Genomic DNA, 16,448 nt, shown 5'->3' with positions numbered 1-16,448 from the left:
TGGATAGTTTTTTATTTATGATTCTTTCAAATCATCAACTAGTTGCTCTGCTAAACGTCTATACATATTACTCATAGTCACGAAGGATGTTAATAGTAGAAATTTTTCGAGCTTTGTATCTTCTAAGGAAGAGATTTCATTTACTTCAGCAACACGGTTATTTACGTCTTGTTTAAAGCTTTCGACATTGGTTTCAGTAAGAGCAAGATAATTTTTATATACCGTATTTAAATCGAATGTATCATCGTTTAATAAGGAGTTATTTATATTTTCTAATGAACTCTTTATGTCATTAATGGAGAGAGCGCCTTTTAATTGATAAATTAAGCTAATTAAAATCATATGCTCTTTTGAATACTTTTTATTTTTGATAGGGATGAATAGTTTCCCTTTTGCGTAATTATTAATCATCGTTTTTGTTAATACTTTTTCATCATCAGCTCTCGTTGTATCTGCATAAGTATTTTCAAATAGTTGGACAACTTGGTCTACATATAAGTCAACATTTGGAATATCCTCAAGTTTAATATTTTTTTCTAAATGTAATGTTTCAAGTAATTCATTTATATTTTCCACGTAGGATCCCTCACTTTTATAACTTAGTGGAACTTAATGTTTAATATATCTTTAAATATGGTATTACGAAACAAATGAATTGTAAATGTTGACCTTAAAATGAAATGTGTATATAATTACATGTAGTTATTAAAACTACATGTAATTATATAAGGGGTGTTATTATGAATGCTTATGTAAGAGAACCAGTTAATGCATTTACTCACTTGGGTGGAGCGATATTGTCATTTGTTGCATTATTAGCTATGCTTGTGAAAGTTTCTATTAAGATGCCATCATTTGCTGCAATTACAGCTGTTATTTTGTTTGGTATTGGGATGATGGTCCTTTATACGGCATCAGCTGTGTATCATAGTGTTGTGGCCAATGAACGTGTTATTTACTTCTTTAGGAAGCTAGATCATTCTATGATTTTTATATTAATTGCAGGTACATATGCACCCTTTTGCTTAATTACATTAAATTCAGCAAGTGGTTTGCTATTATTTTGTTTAGTCTATGCAACTGCGATTTGTGGCATTGTGTTTAAAATGTTTTGGTTTAATTGTCCAAGATGGTTATCGACAGCAATTTATATTACGATGGGTTGGTTAATTGTTTTATTCTTTGCGCCGCTAGCTGAGAATTTAAGTACAGGAGGCATTGTTTTCTTAGTACTTGGTGGCATTTTTTATACAATTGGTGGATTTATTTATGGAACAAAGCCAAAATGGTTAGAGTTTAAATATATGGGACATCATGAAATTTTTCATGTTTTTGTATTACTAGGTAGTCTTGCGCATTTTCTAAGTGTATATTGTTACGTAATTTAATAAAAAAACGCCACATAATTTTTATTATGTGGCGTTTTTTTATTACCTGATTAGAATCGTATATGTTATAAAATTATTATGGGATAAAATGTAAGTTTCTGTGTTCGCATATTAAACATAGGATAAGAAATATGTGATATACTTTGAGAAGTTTATAATGAATGAAATATGGAGGACTATAATTATGGCAATACTTGTAACAGGTGGAGCAGGGTATATTGGTAGTCATACATGTGTAGAATTACTAAATAGCGGTTACGAAATTATAGTAGTGGATAATCTTTCGAATAGCTCGATAGAATCTATAAATCGAGTGAAAGAAATAACAGGAAAACAATTTAAGTTTTATAAAGAAGACGTTTTAAATCGAGAAGCGCTTGACGTAGTTTTTGAAGAAAATGCAATTGAAGCTGTTATTCACTTTGCAGGCTTTAAGGCTGTAGGGGAGTCAGTAGCGATTCCATTAACATATTATCATAACAACATTACAAGCACGTTAGTATTATGTGAAGTAATGCAGAAACATAATGTAAAGAAGATGATCTTTAGTTCATCTGCAACGGTATATGGTATCCCGGAAACATCACCGATTACGGAGGAGTTTCCATTAAGTGCAACAAATCCATACGGTCAAACGAAATTAATGATTGAGCAAATTATGCGTGATGTAGCATTTGCAGATGCAGAATGGAGTATCGCATTACTTCGCTATTTCAATCCATTTGGTGCACACGAAAGTGGGCGTATCGGAGAAGATCCGAATGGAATTCCAAATAACTTAATGCCATATGTAACGCAAGTAGCAGTAGGTAAGTTAAAAGAGTTAAGCGTATTTGGAAATGACTATCCAACGAAAGATGGAACGGGAGTCCGTGATTACATTCATGTTGTAGACTTAGCAAGTGGTCACGTCAAGGCGCTTGAGAAAGTACTGAGTACAACAGGAGTAGATGCTTATAATTTAGGCACAGGTACGGGTTATAGTGTACTAGAGATGGTTGAAGCATTTGAAAAAGTTTCGGGCAAGAAAGTCCCTTATAAGATCACAGAACGTCGCCCAGGTGATGTGGCAGTATGTTTTGCTGATGCATCGAAAGCAAAGCGTGAATTAGGCTGGGAGGCAACACGTGGATTAGAAGAAATGTGTGCAGATTCTTGGAAATGGCAATCAAATAATAAAAATGGCTATTTAGAAGTTTAATGATGAATAAAAAAATGACCTTTGCATAAAAGCGATAGGTCATTTTTTTTTATTCATTTTCCATTAAGTTTATTAGCTAATTTAGAAAAGAACGTTTGCTGTTTTAAATGATATGATTTTACAATATCTTATGCTAGAAGCTAGTAGAATGAGATAGAGGAATGTATTATTTTGTTAATTTTTTATGGGAATTGAAAGCGTATTATTGAAAAGTATTCCAACACTTGTATCATTGCTAGAGTCCGTTTATAATCAAGGAATCCTAGTTCATGTTTTGATAGGATTATTTATTATTGAAAGCGTTTTAAGTTCGCTCCTTTTTAAGGTAGGAGGTCTGACTTATTCAGATGAAAAATTATGTATGTAGTTTTAAATGGGAAGAAAAATAATATCAGTATCACTTTATAGTGTGGGGAGGTTAAAAGTGTGAAAGGTAAAGATTTTCACACGAATATATATGGGTTATATAGGATTATTACTTTCAGGGGCAGCTTTATTTTTAAATAGTCTTGTTATATTAGGGAAAGCAGAGATGAAAAGTGCGGGTGTTTTTAATTTATTTGTGGGTGCACTACAAATTATTATTCCGTTTTATTTGATCATGATTTCTGACCAAAGCAATTGGACAGTGTATTCATATGCGGCTACTTTCTTATTTGGATTAACTTATTTATATGTAGGTGTTACTTTTATAAAAGGAATGGATAGTAGTGGTCTAGGATGGTTTTGTATTTGGGTAGCAATTATTGCTTTATTCTATATGGTTGTTTCATTTGTTCAATTCCATGATGTTGTTAATGCATTAACGTGGTTTATGTGGGCATTACTTTGGTATTTATTCTTTGTATTAAATACACAAAAGAAGAACATCAATCAATATCTTGGAAGGATTGCCTTCGTACAATCATGGGTAACATTGACTTTACCTTCACTATTTTATTTTATGGGAGTATGGGGAGAGGGATTCGTATATGAACTATGGGTTTATGTATCAGTAATTTCTATTTTGTACTTCTGTTATTGTATTTATAAATATCGAGTACGTTAATATATGATCTGCATAAAAGCATGGAATCGTTAAACTGATTTCATGCTTTTTTATATATTAGCGTTTTATAATAAAAGAGGTGGTATCTCATAAATCATGAAAATGGGGATGATGAAATTGAAGAAAGTGTTGGTGCTAGGAGGAACAAGGTTTTTTGGTAAACATTTAGTAGAGTACCTTTTGCAAGCTGGACACGATGTAACAATTGCCACAAGGGGAGTTACTGAAGATTCTTTTGGTAGCGCAGTAAAAAGAATAATTGTCGATAGAAAAGATAGAAAGCTACTAGAAGAGCGTCTAGAAGGAAAAAGTTATGATATTGTATACGATAATTTATGCTATAGTTCAAATGCAGCGAAAATGGTATGTGAAGTTTTGAAAGGAAAAACGAAGAAGTATATTATGACATCTTCAATGGCTGTCTATGAACCTGCATTAAGTTTGTTAGAAGAGGGCTTCAATCCATACGAATATGCAATTACATATGGAGATAGAAATGATTTTAATTATAGTGAAGGAAAGCGATTAGCCGAAGCGGTTTTATTTCAATATGCAACATTCCCAGTCGTTGCAGTGCGTTTTCCAGTTGTTATTGGAGAAAATGACTATACGAAAAGGTTACAATTTTACGTTGAATGTGTTGTGAACCAAAAACCTATCGTTGTGGATCATGTAGATGGAACTTTGTCATTTATACATGAAAAAGAGGCAGGAGAGTTTCTAGCTTGGTGCGGAATGGAAAATGTGAAAGGACCAATTAACGCCTGTAGTAACGGGGTAGTTTCTACGGAAGAAATTATTCATTTCATAGAAGAGAAGACGGGAATAAAAGCACTCATCCAGGAAGCTGGAGAAAATATAGCTCCTTATAATGAGGTAACTAACTGTACGTTACATAATGGAAAGGCTCGTAAATTTGGATTTTTGTTCCGAGAGCTGAAACTAGAAATAAAAAATGTTTTAAAACATTATATAAATACAATGAAGTAATCATAAATCCCCCGGTGGCAATCCGGGGGATTCTGGAGGATTTCGACAATACTGATTTTACATTACCAAATTTACCTTATACATACGACTAATGTTTTTGTGATTGAATTGCTTGTAAATACTTCTCGTTTACTTGGTCCCAGTTTACTGTATGCCACCAATTGGTAACAAACTCTGGGCGCCGATTTTGATACTTTAAATAATAAGCATGTTCCCATACATCAATTACGAGTAAGGGGATTTTCCCTTCTTGCAAAGGCGTATCTTGATTTGGTGTACTCATAACAGAGAGTTCCTCACCGTCAAGAACAAGCCATCCATAGCCACTTCCAAAACGACTAATAGCTGCTTTGGAAAGTTGATCTTTTAAGTTGTCAAAGGTATTGAAATAATAATCAATTACTTTTGCAACATCTCCATTAGGCTCACCGCCACCTCGTGGGCTCATCACTTCCCAAAAAAGACTATGACAATAGTGACCACCACCGTTATTTCTTACAGCTGTAACAATTTCCTTCGGTAAAGCATCTAAATTACATAGCAATTCTTCTAAAGATTTATTATGTAATTCAGTATAATTTTCTAAAGTAGCATTTAAATTGTTTACGTATGTCGCATGGTGCTTTCCATGATGAATGGAAAGTGTATTGCTATCGATATGTGGCTCTAGTTCATCATAGTCATATGAAAGCTTTGGCAATTGAAATGAAGACATAACATTACCTCCTTTCTATTTAAAAAGTTGGTCTAGGTAAAAATACTTTACCTGAGTCAAAAATACACCCATTTTCCATATAAGTCAATAGTAAGTCTGTTAATTTTCTGAAAAATATTACAATAAAAGTAACACTCTCAATTTCATTTGTGACTCCTATCCTTTTTGCTTATACTGTAAAGTAGCAAGGTTTTGTTGAAATAGAAGGAGATTGTTTATGAGTAAAACGAAACAATTAATAGAGGAAGCAAGTAATTTTATTACGATTTGTTATAAGGAGCTTCATAAAGAACAATTGATAGAAGAACGTATAAAAGAAATTCAAATTGAGATAGAGAAGACAGGGACATATGAGCATACATTTGAAGAACTTGTTCATGGTTCACGAATGGCATGGCGTAACAGTAATAGATGTATTGGAAGACTATTTTGGAGTAAGATGCACATATTAGATGCGCGCGAAGTAAATGATGAAGAGGGTGTATATAATGCATTAATTCATCATATTAAATATGCAACGAACGATGGAAAAGTTAAACCAACCATTACGATTTTTAAGCAATATCAAGGTGAGGAAAATAATATACGAATTTATAATCACCAATTGATTCGATATGCAGGATATAAAACAGAAATGGGAGTGATCGGTGACTCGCATTCCGCTACATTTACGGACTTTTGTCAGGAGCTTGGCTGGCAAGGAGAAGGTACGAATTTCGATGTATTGCCACTTGTATTTTCTATAAACGGGAAGGCGCCTACATATAAAGAAATTCCGAGGAAAGAAGTAAAAGAAGTGCCAATTGAACACCCAGAATACCCTATTTCATCACTTGGAGCAAAATGGTATGGGGTTCCAATGATTTCAGATATGCGCTTAGAAATTGGCGGTATTTCTTATACAGCCGCTCCGTTCAATGGATGGTATATGGGAACAGAAATTGGGGCGCGCAACTTAGCGGATCATGATCGTTATAATTTACTTCCGGCTGTTGCGGAGATGATGGATTTAGATACATCGAGAAACGGTACGTTATGGAAGGATAAGGCGCTAATTGAGTTGAATATTGCCGTACTACACTCTTTTAAAAAACAAGGAGTTAGTATTGTTGATCATCATACTGCTGCACAACAATTTCAGCAATTTGAGAAGCAAGAAGCTGCTTGTGGTCGTGTTGTAACAGGTAATTGGGTGTGGCTTATTCCACCGCTATCTCCAGCTACCACTCATATTTATCATAAACCGTATCCGAATGAAATTTTGAAGCCAAATTTCTTTCATAAATAATATTTAGTGCAGTTTTTTTCTGCAAAATATATTTTTTTTAATTACTGTTATGTAGCAAATGGAAGCCTTTACTCTCGGTTATTTTTGGAAGAGGATTTTTGAACCAAGGAGTTCCTTATGTTATAATCAAATTTCTGTTTCGAAGACCTTATAGAAATATAAGGTCTTTTGTTTTGCTTTTTTATGTAAGAGAAAGAGATTTTTTCTTTTTAATAAGGGATTTGGCATATTTTTAGGGACAACATAAGTATGTGGGAAGTCGATAAAATGTTATGCATATATAATTATTGTGTTTTGGGTTTAAACAATAAAACATAATAAAGTTGTTTTTTTAGATTGCTGAGGAAGGAGGAAGTGTAAATGAGGATGAAGAGTCGAAAAACTGATTGGCCTGTGTTTATTATTAGCGGTGGTTCACTTTTATTATTTGTAATTGCAGTTTTTTTGAACAAGGATTATGTAGAGAGCGCGATTAATAACAGTTTCGCTTTTTCAATTAAATATTTTGGTGCCTTCTGGCAAGTTTTATTATTAGGTACATTTATTGTTGCGATGTGTATGGCGTTCTCCAAATATGGGAGAGTTAAACTTGGGGGATTAGAAAAACCTGAGATTAGTACGGCAAAATGGCTTGCTATTATTATGTCTACATTACTTGCCGGAGGTGGCGTTTTTTGGGCAGCAGCAGAGCCAATGTACCATTTGATGACGGTGCCACCAATACATGATGGTATATCTGCTGGAACGAAAGAAGCAGTTATGCCTGCTTTAGCACAAAGTTATATGCATTGGGGATTTTTAGCATGGACGATTTTAGGTACAATTAGTGCGGTAGTTATGATGTATGGACATTATCATAAAGGTATGCCGCTAAAACCTCGAACGCTTTTATATCCTATTTTTGGGGAAAAATTAAGAAAGAGCCTGCTTGGAACGATAATTGATGCAGCTGCAATTATTGCAGTAGCTGCAGGTACAATTGGCCCAATTGGATTTTTAGGTTTACAAGCAAGTTATGGGTTACAAGAATTATTTGGAATTTCTGATGTATTTACTACTCAATTAGCAATTATTGTTTGTGTAGTGGCCGTGTCTACCATATCGGCAGTAACAGGTATTGATAAAGGGATTCAAATTATAAGTAATTTAAATGTTAGATTAGCAATTTTGTTAATGGCATTCATATTACTATTTGGGCCAGGTGGATTTATTATTGATTCGTTTGTTTCTTCGTTTGGATTTTATGTAAGTGAGTTTATACCGATGAGCACATACCGTGGTGATACAAGTTGGTTAGGATCTTGGACAATCTTTTTCTGGGGATGGTTTATTGGATACGGACCAATGATGGCAATTTTAGTGAGTCGAATTTCAAGAGGGAGAACGATTCGAGAAATCATCGTTGCAATTGGAATTATCGCACCTATTATTACAACGTTTTGGTTTACTATATTAGGTGGATCAGGTGTGTTTTATGAGTTAATGAATCCTGGTTCTATCTCGGATGCATTAAGTGAATCTGGTATGCCGGCAGCTATGATTGCAATTACAGGACAATTGCCACTTTCTAATATTATTGGACCAGCATTTCTTTTATTAACAATTTTATTTGTAGTGACAACAGGAGATTCAATGGCGTATTCCATTTCAATGGCAGTGACTGGAGACGGAGATCCTAGAATTAGTTTGCGAATTTTTTGGTCGCTTATTATGGGAGCAGTTGCAGCAATTCTTTTATATATGGGTGAAGGAAGTATTAATGCGCTACAATCGTTTATCGTAGTGACGGCAGTTCCGGTATCAATTTTGTTATTCCCGATGCTATGGTTAGCGCCTAAAGTTGCGGGAGAATTAGCATTAAAACAAGGTATTGTAAAAGAAGAAGATAAAACTGCATTCTTATTTCAGAAGGCTAGTAAATCAAAATAAATAAAAACGTAAAAGAGGAAGCATCTTAAATGAGATGCTTCCTCTTTTACGTTTAATCTAATACTTTTCCCTTTGTTTCTGGTACACATAGTAGCATTGTAATTAACCCGATTGGGTAGATGATAAAAATCAGGGACAATGCTCCAAGTAGGTTGCCACCTGTAGCGAGTAAGCCGATGATAACAGGCCCAAATCCAGCTAATCCACGTCCTGTACCGAAAATAAAGTTTTCTGCGGTAGAGCGAGCTTCAGCAGGATAGTTTTCAGCTAAAATTGCCCCAAATCCTCCCATCATTCCATTTGCAAAGAATCCAAGCAATGCACTTCCCCATAATAATAATGTTGAATCTGTGAATAAGAAGAAGTAAATGAGGCAGTATACTGTACCGCCAATATAATAAATTGCAAAAGTTTTACGACGACCAATTTTATCAGCTAGAATACCAAAGGTTGCAATTCCAATTAGCATACCGATGGTAGAAATGAACATCCAGCCACTTGCTTTTGCTAATGTATAGTTATATTTATTTGCTAAAATAGTTGGCATCCATGTGAAGATTCCGTAATATCCGAAGTTCTGGATAAATGACATAATAATAAGACCGATTGTTGTGATTGTTACTTTTTTACTGGCAAATAACTTTCGAAGTGGGAATTTTTTTATATGTTTTAGTTGTTCTGCTTCAGTAGGTGTTAATTTACCTGCAGCTTCTTTTTGCAATAGTTCTTTTTTGTAGCGTTGTTTTTGCTCCCATATTTTCGGTTCACTTAAACTTTTACGGACATAGACAGCTAGTAAAGCTGGAATTAATCCAAATAAGAAAACGGCTCTCCATCCAAAATGCGGGACAATAAATGCTGGAAGGAGTGAAGCAACCAGTACACCAAATTGCCATCCAAGTGCAACAACAGATGTCGCTTTAGCGCGCATTTCTTTAGACCATGTTTCTGTTACAATGGCCATTCCGATTCCGAATTCACCACCAACTCCCATTCCAACTAAAAAGCGAAGAATTAATAATTGCCAGTAGTCTGTTGCGAAATAAATGAGTGCGGTTGCTAGTGAAAACAGTAAGATTGTGAAGGCCATTGTACGAATACGTCCAAATAAATCAGCAATAAATCCAAATAAATAAGAACCAATTAACATCCCTATTGTGGTAGCTAATGTTAAGTTTCCACCTTCAACAGGACTTAAGTGAAACTCTTTTAAAATATAGACAAGTACGAAAGATAATAGCAACATATCTAAACCTTCTGCTGCATATCCTAGCGCAGAACCAAATAATGTTTTATATCTTTTCGCTTTCGTCTCCTCTGTTATTTGTTGTACATCAGTAGTGACGTTCATTATTACTCCTCCTTATTTTCTACAGTCGCTATGGAAGAATAACAAAAGGCCTTCTCACCTGATATGATGAGAAGGCCAAAAAAGCATACGTATCCCCAAAAAAGAACATACGTATATTGTATTCCGACTTCCTTCTCAACCTCACGGGGTTGGGTTAAAGGACTGTATTATATTACTTTATTTTTAGCACTCTTCTATTGTATTGTCAAATAAAGAGGAAGTTATTATGTGTAAAATATTTCAAAAAATATTTCGTTCTTCTTGACGCCGACTTCATTATTTTCCCATAATAAAACTAACTAAATAAAAAGGAATGAATCAAAGATGCTAAATTTAGTACTCATGATGATTGAACGAGTCGGACTTATAGTTATTTTAGGATTTTTACTCTCTCATATTAAAACTTTCAGACGTCTCCTTCATAAACAGGATGGCTATGTAGATAAGCTTAAGCTTATTTGTATTTTTTCGGTATTTACAATTGTAAGCAATTACACTGGGATTGAAATAGCAGGAAATACGATTATGAATGAAAATTGGTTACAAGGTGTTTCTTCGTCAAGTACAATTGCGAATACGCGTATTATGGGTGTTGGTATTAGTGGCTTACTTGGTGGCCCTATCGTAGGGGTTGGAGTAGGGTTTATTGCTGGTATTCATCGTTATATGCTTGGTGGTACGACAGCGCTAAGCTGCGCAATCTCTTCTATTTTAGCGGGGATTATAACTGGTTATATCGGATATATTTTCAAAAAATATAATCGTACAATTACTCCTAAGTTTTCAGCAGTTTTAAGTGTTTTTATCGTATCTTTAGAAATGGTTATGATTTTATTAATTATAGAGGATGGAATTAGCGTTGTGAAAACAATAGCGATACCGATGATTCTTGTAAATAGTTTTGGAAGTTTTATTTTACTTTCTATGATACAAGCTATTTTGCGTCAGGAGGAGAATGCAAAAGCACTTCAGACTCATAAAGTATTGCGTATTGCTGATAAAACGTTACCGTATTTTCGTCAAGGTTTAACAGAAGAATCGTGTAAGCATGTGGCACAAATTATTCACCGCTTTACAGGAACGGATGCGGTATCTTTAACAGATACAGAGAAAATATTAGCGCACGTTGGATTAGCATCAGATCACCATATTCCTTCACATAGTTTAATAACTGGTTTATCAAAAGAGGTTTTACATACAGGGCAAATAATGAAGGCGAAATCACGTGAGGTTATTAATTGCCAACATGAAAGCTGTCCCTTACAAGCCGCTATTGTTATTCCACTAACTTCACATGGAAATACGATAGGTACATTAAAACTGTATTTCAAAAATTCTAACCAGTTAAGTCGCGTTGAAGAAGAATTAGCAGAAGGGTTAGCAAAGATATTCTCCACGCAGTTAGAGTTAGGAGAAGCTGAGTTGCAAAGTAAATTACTTCAAGATGCGGAGATAAAAGCATTACAAGCGCAAATTAACCCGCACTTTTTATTTAATGCGATTAATACAGTATCAGCTTTATGCCGAACAGATGTAGAAAAAGCAAGGAAGTTACTATTACAGCTGAGCGTGTATTTTCGTTGTAATTTGCAAGGGGCACGTCAGTTATTGATTCCACTAGAGCAAGAATTAAACCACGTACAGGCATACTTATCACTAGAACAAGCAAGGTTCCCAAATAAGTATGAGGTAAAGATGTATATTGAGGATGAGCTAAAGACAACTTTAGTACCACCATTTGTTCTTCAACTATTGGTTGAAAATGCACTGCGACATGCTTTTCCGAAGAAGCAACCAATATGCGAAGTGGAAGTGCATGTTTTTGAAAAAGAGGGTATGGTTCACTTTGAAGTAAAAGATAATGGACAGGGAATTGAGGAAGAACGTTTAGAACAATTAGGAAAGATGGTAGTTTCATCAAAGAAAGGGACTGGAACAGCTTTATATAATATTAATGAACGTCTTATTGGGTTATTTGGGAAAGAAACGATGCTTCATATCGAAAGTGAATTAAATAAAGGGACGGAGATTACCTTTATTATTCCAAAAAAAGTAGGGGAGGAAGAGCCGGGTGTTAAAAGTATTAGTAGTTGACGATGAAATGTTAGCACGTGATGAACTAAAGTATTTATTAGAGAGAACGAAAGAAGTTGAGATAGTTGGTGAGGCTGATTGTGTGGAAGACGCATTAGAAGAACTAATGCAAAGTAGACCAGATATTGTGTTTTTAGATATTCAATTATCCGATGATAACGGATTTGAAATCGCGAATATATTAAAGAAGATGAAAAATCCACCTGCAATTGTATTTGCTACTGCCTATGATCAATATGCGCTGCAAGCATTTGAAGTAGATGCGTTAGACTACATTTTAAAACCATTTGATGAAGAACGTATTGTGCAAACATTAAAGAAGTATAAAAAACAAAAACAAGCGCAAATAGAAACGAAGCACGAAATAAAGGGGACAGATGTAGCAGCAGAGATGCATAAATTAGCATTACCAATTGAAGAATCAATCGTACTTGTGAATATTGAAGACATTATATATGTAGGGCTTGTAGATGGGAAAGTAACAGTAAAAACAATGAGGGAAACGTATGTAACACATGATACACTTGTAATTTTAGAGAAGAAGTTACCACAAGCAAGCTTCATGCGCATCCATCGTAGCTTTATTGCGAATATTAATCATATTACTGAAATTCAGCCATGGTTCAATTCTACTTATAATTTAATCATGAAAGAAGGATCGAAAGTACCTGTTAGCCGTACATATGCAAAAGAACTCAAGAAGCTGCTTCGTATTTAAGAAGCAGCTTTTGTATTTCATCCTTTTATATTTGTAACTGATTCTGTATATTTGACGTTCCGTTATGTAAACGCTTACTTTGGTGTTTATATCCTATACAATAAAGGTACCAAATCGAAAGAGGTGGCCAAAATGAGTACGAAAAAAGTAAATAGTTTCTTATCACAAGCATTTATATTCTCAGCTATTATGTTAATTTCAAATATTATTGCAACGCATTTACCAATTCCAATGCCTTCATCGGTAATCGGGTTAGTTATTTTATTTAGTCTATTATGTTTAAAAGTAATTAAATTGGAGCAAGTTGAATCACTTGGAACAGCTTTAACCGGTATTATCGGATTCCTTTTCGTCCCATCAGGTATTTCAGTTATCAATTCTCTTGGTGTAATGGGGCAATACTTTGTACAAATTTTAACTGTAATTGTTGTAGCAACAGTTATTTTACTCGCTGTAACAGGATTATTTGCACAATTCATTTTAGGAAAAGATGAAAAAGAAACAGAAGATACAAAAGAATTGAAAGTAGTAAATAAAGGACGCAAGCACGGAAAGGTTGCGTAACCATTGAATTTATATATTGTTAGGAGGTAATGAACATGGCAAGCACAATGACTCCATATTTCGGAATCGTCGTTTCATTAATCGCATACGGAATCGGAACATTATTATTCAAGCATTCAAAAGGGTTCTTCCTATTTACACCATTATTCGTAGCGATGGTATTAGGGATTGTCTTTCTAAAGGTAGGTAACTTTACTTTTGAAGAATATAATACTGGTGGAAAAATGATTAGTTTCTTCTTAGAGCCAGCAACAATTGCATTCGCTATCCCACTATATAAACAAGTTGATAAGTTGAAAAAATATTGGTGGCAAATTTTATCAGCTATCGTGGTTGGATCTATTTGTTCAGTAATTGTCGTGTTCATTGTTGCAAAAGCAATCGGTTTAGATACAGCAGTAATGAATTCAATGCTACCACAAGCAGCAACAACAGCAATTGCGTTACCAATTTCAGAAAGTATCGGTGGTATTCCTGCAATTACATCGTTTGCGGTTATTTTCAACGCAGTTATCGTATACGCATTAGGGGCATTATTCTTAAAAACATTTAGAGTGAAACATCCGATTGCAAAAGGTTTAGCACTTGGAACAGCGGGCCATGCACTAGGAGTTGCAGTAGGAATTGAAATGGGTGAGGTAGAGGCAGCGATGGCAAGTATCGCTGTAACGGTAGTTGGGGTTGTAACAGTAGTTGTCATCCCGATGTTCATGCCATTCATTGGATAGTAAAACTTACTTAAAAAATAAGAAAAGCAAGCTATTTGTAGGACAGATTTCTACTGATAGCTTGCTTTTTATGTTACAGTAGTGGTAAGACCTATTTAAAAAAATGTAAGTTTCCTTAAATCTTCATTAATACTATGTAGAATACGTTTTGAATTAGGTCATTGTATTGTAAAATAAGAAGTAAGCTACTATATACCTGTTAAGGTAGGCATATAATGAGTTTATAAAAATCTTAATATGAATGAATAATTAAAAGTAGAAAAGAGAGAGAAATCTACTTATTAACGTTTTAGTTTATAGGACAGGAGAGAGTATTCGTCGATTATGCAAATAAAAAACCTGTTTCAAAGCAAAGGATTTCAGAGGTTACTCGTATTAGTAATACTTGCTCTCGTGTTATACGGGCTGCAAAGTATGTTGAATTTAATATTAATTACGTTTATTCTCACGTATTTAATGGATCGATTCCAAAAGTTTATTTCCCGCAAATTAGATCATTTCATGCCTATTAATCGAAAAATTATTATAGCATTTCTATATGTAATGTTAATTGGTGGAATTGCTATTACGCTATTTAAATATTTACCAGTATTAACGATACAAATTTCACAATTGATTTACCAATTCAATGTATTTTTAAGAAACCCACCAGATAGTGAACTAATTAAGTATGCAGTTAATGCTGTCAATCATATGGAGCTTTCTAAATATGTAGGACAAGGCGTAGACATTTTGTATAAATCAATTACGAATGTTGGTAAATTTGGTCTTCAAGTTTTACTTTCTTTAATTTTGAGTTTGTTTTTCTTACTAGAAAAATCTCGTATTGTTGGTTTTACTGCAAAGTTTAAAGAAAGCAGGCTTGCAATTTTCTATACTGAAATTGAGTACTTCGGTAAGAAATTTGCACGTTCATTCGGAAAAGTAATCGAAGCACAATTTTTAATTGCAGTTGTTAACTGTGTTTTATCCGTGATTGCACTATGGATATTAGGATTCCCGCAATTATTAGGTTTAGCATTAATGATTTTCTTGCTTGGATTAATTCCAGTAGCGGGGGTTATCATTTCGTTATTCCCACTTTGTATGATTGCTTACAATATTGGCGGTATTATGTACGTTGTTTATATTTTAGTTATCGTAACAGTGATTCATGCGCTTGAAAGTTACGTATTAAATCCGAAGTTTATGTCGCAAAAAACAAATTTACCGATTTTCTATACTTTTATGGTATTAATTTTCTCAGAGCACTTCTTAGGTGTATGGGGACTGATTATCGGTATTCCAATCTTCATTTTCTTACTAGATGTTTTAGACGTGACAAGTGATGAAATTGAGAAGGATGTTGGAACAAAATAAAGTGAAGTAGAGAAAAAGCATCGATGTTCGATGCTTTTTCTTTTATAACATTATGTTTCTTATGCCATACTGTAAGGAGAATATAGAATAGGGGTGAAGTAATGGCTGTAAATGAAAAGGTAGAATTGGCTACATTTGCTGGAGGGTGTTTCTGGTGTATGGTTTCTCCATTTGAAGAGATGGAGGGAATTATACAGGTTGTTTCAGGTTATACAGGCGGTCATAAAGAGGACCCAACGTATAAAGAAGTGTGCTCAGAAACAACAGGACATTATGAAGCAGTACAAATTACATTTGATGCAAATAAAATGCCGTATGAGGAATTGTTAAATATATATTGGAGACAAATTGATCCGACTGATATTGGGGGACAATTCCACGACCGCGGGCAGTCTTATGAAACGGTGATTTTTTATCATAATGAAGAACAACATAAAAAAGCTGAGGCCTCAAAAGAAGAGCTTGAGCAGAGTGGACGCTTTTCAAAACCAATTGCGACAAAAATATTACCAGCAGCTACATTTTATCCAGCTGAAGAATATCACCAAGGATATCATAAGAAAAACACATTCCGCTATGAGTTATATCGTAAAGGCTCAGGACGAGATGCTTTTATTAAGCAACATTGGCCAAAGGATAATGCTCATTTAAAAGAAAAACTCAATGAGATGCAGTTTTATGTAACACAGGAAAATGGTACAGAACCACCATTTCGAAATGAGTATTGGAACCATAAAGAGGAAGGTCTTTATGTAGACATCGTTTCAGGTGAGCCGCTGTTTACTTCTCTAGACAAATTTGATAGTGGATGTGGATGGCCTAGTTTTACAAAACCAGTTATGTCAGCAAGTGTGAAAGAAAAGATGGATGTGAGTCATAATATGACACGTACAGAAGTGAGAAGTAAAGAAGGAGACTCACATCTTGGGCACGTATTTCCAGACGGTCCAGGACCAAATGGCCTTCGTTACTGTATTAATTCCGCAGCTCTTCGATTTATTCCAAAAGAGGAATTAGAGAAAGAAGGCTATGGCGATTTCCTAATCTTGTTTGGAAATAAAAAATAACCTCGCAG

Annotated in this window: 15 protein-coding genes; 12 read left to right on the top strand and 3 right to left on the bottom strand. The window is 34.4% G+C overall.

What is annotated here, in order from left to right; all coding sequences use genetic code 11:
• Positions 1–15 precede the first annotated feature (15 nt).
• The gene (locus H6481_RS08080) at positions 16–576 is read right to left on the bottom strand and encodes a DUF1836 domain-containing protein (protein WP_023523627.1); all 561 of its coding nucleotides are present in this window, start codon (positions 574–576) and stop codon (positions 16–18) included.
• Between the two features lie 164 nt (positions 577–740).
• Here H6481_RS08080 and H6481_RS08075 point away from each other — a divergent pair, with 164 nt between their 5' ends.
• The 4 genes from H6481_RS08075 (at position 741) to H6481_RS08060 (ending at position 4,627) form a co-directional block, all read left to right on the top strand.
• On the top strand, positions 741–1,388 hold the full coding sequence (locus H6481_RS08075; RefSeq protein WP_000995368.1) for a hemolysin III family protein: 648 nt from the start codon (positions 741–743) through the stop codon (positions 1,386–1,388).
• 184 nt (positions 1,389–1,572) lie between these two features.
• Entirely contained in the window at positions 1,573–2,589 is a 1,017-nt protein-coding gene (galE, locus tag H6481_RS08070) for a UDP-glucose 4-epimerase GalE (protein WP_000996531.1), read from the top strand.
• Between the two features lie 457 nt (positions 2,590–3,046).
• Complete coding sequence (locus H6481_RS08065; RefSeq protein WP_000540540.1) at positions 3,047–3,637, top strand: AmiS/UreI family transporter; 591 nt, start codon at positions 3,047–3,049, stop codon at positions 3,635–3,637.
• A gap of 96 nt (positions 3,638–3,733) precedes the next feature.
• Positions 3,734–4,627: an NAD-dependent epimerase/dehydratase family protein gene (locus H6481_RS08060; RefSeq protein WP_182811397.1), complete on the top strand. Its 894-nt coding sequence runs from the start codon at positions 3,734–3,736 to the stop codon at positions 4,625–4,627.
• An 88-nt stretch (positions 4,628–4,715) separates the two neighbouring features.
• Here H6481_RS08060 and sodA read toward each other — a convergent pair whose 3' ends face one another.
• Positions 4,716–5,342, bottom strand: a complete 627-nt coding sequence (gene sodA, locus H6481_RS08055; RefSeq protein ID WP_000094037.1) for a superoxide dismutase [Mn] — start codon at positions 5,340–5,342, stop codon at positions 4,716–4,718.
• Positions 5,343–5,559: 217 nt separating this feature from the next.
• Here sodA and H6481_RS08050 point away from each other — a divergent pair, with 217 nt between their 5' ends.
• Both H6481_RS08050 and H6481_RS08045 read left to right on the top strand, forming a co-directional pair.
• A complete protein-coding gene (locus H6481_RS08050) occupies positions 5,560–6,630 on the top strand; it encodes a nitric oxide synthase oxygenase (RefSeq protein ID WP_000047620.1) in 1,071 nt (356 codons plus the stop codon).
• Positions 6,631–6,990: 360 nt separating this feature from the next.
• Complete coding sequence (locus tag H6481_RS08045; RefSeq protein ID WP_001242450.1) at positions 6,991–8,559, top strand: BCCT family transporter; 1,569 nt, start codon at positions 6,991–6,993, stop codon at positions 8,557–8,559.
• 52 nt (positions 8,560–8,611) lie between these two features.
• On the opposite strand, the gene H6481_RS08040 is transcribed toward H6481_RS08045, so the two are convergent.
• Complete coding sequence (locus tag H6481_RS08040) at positions 8,612–9,910, bottom strand: MFS transporter (protein ID WP_016513283.1); 1,299 nt, start codon at positions 9,908–9,910, stop codon at positions 8,612–8,614.
• 324 nt (positions 9,911–10,234) lie between these two features.
• Between H6481_RS08040 and lytS the strand changes: the two genes are divergently transcribed.
• The 6 genes from lytS to msrB all read left to right on the top strand — a co-directional run bounded on the left by lytS (position 10,235) and on the right by msrB (position 16,440).
• A complete protein-coding gene (lytS, locus tag H6481_RS08035) occupies positions 10,235–12,004 on the top strand; it encodes a two-component system sensor histidine kinase LytS (protein WP_000933592.1) in 1,770 nt (589 codons plus the stop codon).
• Positions 11,982–12,722, top strand: coding sequence for a LytTR family DNA-binding domain-containing protein (locus H6481_RS08030; RefSeq protein ID WP_000921848.1), 741 nt, complete (start codon positions 11,982–11,984; stop codon positions 12,720–12,722). Before lytS ends, H6481_RS08030 begins: the two co-directional genes overlap by 23 nt.
• A 132-nt stretch (positions 12,723–12,854) precedes the next feature.
• Positions 12,855–13,286 (top strand): antiholin-like murein hydrolase modulator LrgA, encoded by a 432-nt coding sequence (gene lrgA, locus H6481_RS08025; RefSeq protein WP_023523620.1) that lies wholly within the window; start codon positions 12,855–12,857, stop codon positions 13,284–13,286.
• 35 nt (positions 13,287–13,321) lie between these two features.
• Positions 13,322–14,014, top strand: coding sequence for an antiholin-like protein LrgB (lrgB, locus tag H6481_RS08020; RefSeq protein ID WP_000168869.1), 693 nt, complete (start codon positions 13,322–13,324; stop codon positions 14,012–14,014).
• 324 nt (positions 14,015–14,338) lie between these two features.
• Complete coding sequence (locus H6481_RS08015) at positions 14,339–15,373, top strand: AI-2E family transporter (protein WP_001166009.1); 1,035 nt, start codon at positions 14,339–14,341, stop codon at positions 15,371–15,373.
• 101 nt (positions 15,374–15,474) lie between these two features.
• Complete coding sequence (gene msrB, locus H6481_RS08010; RefSeq protein ID WP_000290179.1) at positions 15,475–16,440, top strand: peptide-methionine (R)-S-oxide reductase MsrB; 966 nt, start codon at positions 15,475–15,477, stop codon at positions 16,438–16,440.
• Positions 16,441–16,448: the final 8 nt, after the last annotated feature.

The organism is Bacillus sp. ME78, assembly GCF_903970865.1.
GTDB lineage: Bacteria > Bacillota > Bacilli > Bacillales > Bacillaceae_G > Bacillus_A > Bacillus_A cereus.
Note: the sequence above shows the minus strand (reverse complement) of the source record. Positions and strands in the feature narration are given on the sequence as shown.